Below are 654 nucleotides of genomic sequence, written 5' to 3'. Positions count from 1 at the left end.
CAGCAGTGTTCTCTACAACATTACCGGTATAAGTTTCACCGTTAACGGTCAAAGTAACTTCATCACCGGCTTTTACATCGCCGCCGACAGTACCGGTTACGGACGTGAACTCTTTATCCGCTTCTTCCGCGTTCAGAACATCATCACCGGCAATGATGTCGATGGTGATGGAAGCGTTGATCTCGGTATCCACGGAGATATCACGATCCGCGGTGGCGGTTTGGCTATTGCCCGCGGCATCGGTGGCGGTAACCGAGGCATCGATACTGTTATCCGCTTCCAAATCATCGGTTTTAACCGGGATGCTATAGGTCAGGTCACCAGAGGCATTCTCTACAACATTACCGGTATAGGTTTCGCCATTAACGGTTAGCGTGACTTCATCACCGGCTTTTACATCACCGCCGACAGTACCGGTTACGGACGTGAACTCTTTATCCGCTTCGTCTGCATTCAGTACATCATCACCGGCGATGGTATCGATGGTGATGGAGGCATTGATCTCGGTATCCACGGAGATATCGCGATCCGCGGTGGCGGTTTGGCTATTGCCTGCGGCATCTGTGGCGGTAACCGACGCATCAACACTGTTGTCGGCTTCCAAATCATCGGTTTTAACCTGGATGCTGTAGGTCAGATTGCCGTTACCATCAT

General features: G+C 51.4%; 1 protein-coding gene. It reads right to left on the bottom strand.

All coding sequences use genetic code 11. The features are described 5' to 3' along the window. The coding region (locus BTA35_RS16485) for an Ig-like domain-containing protein (RefSeq protein ID WP_139363698.1) at positions 1–654 on the bottom strand (654 nt) is incomplete at both ends.

Origin of the sequence: Oceanospirillum linum (genome assembly GCF_001995095.2) — a bacterium.
In the GTDB taxonomy this organism is placed as follows: domain Bacteria; phylum Pseudomonadota; class Gammaproteobacteria; order Pseudomonadales; family Halomonadaceae; genus Oceanospirillum; species Oceanospirillum linum.
Note: the sequence above shows the minus strand (reverse complement) of the source record. Positions and strands in the feature narration are given on the sequence as shown.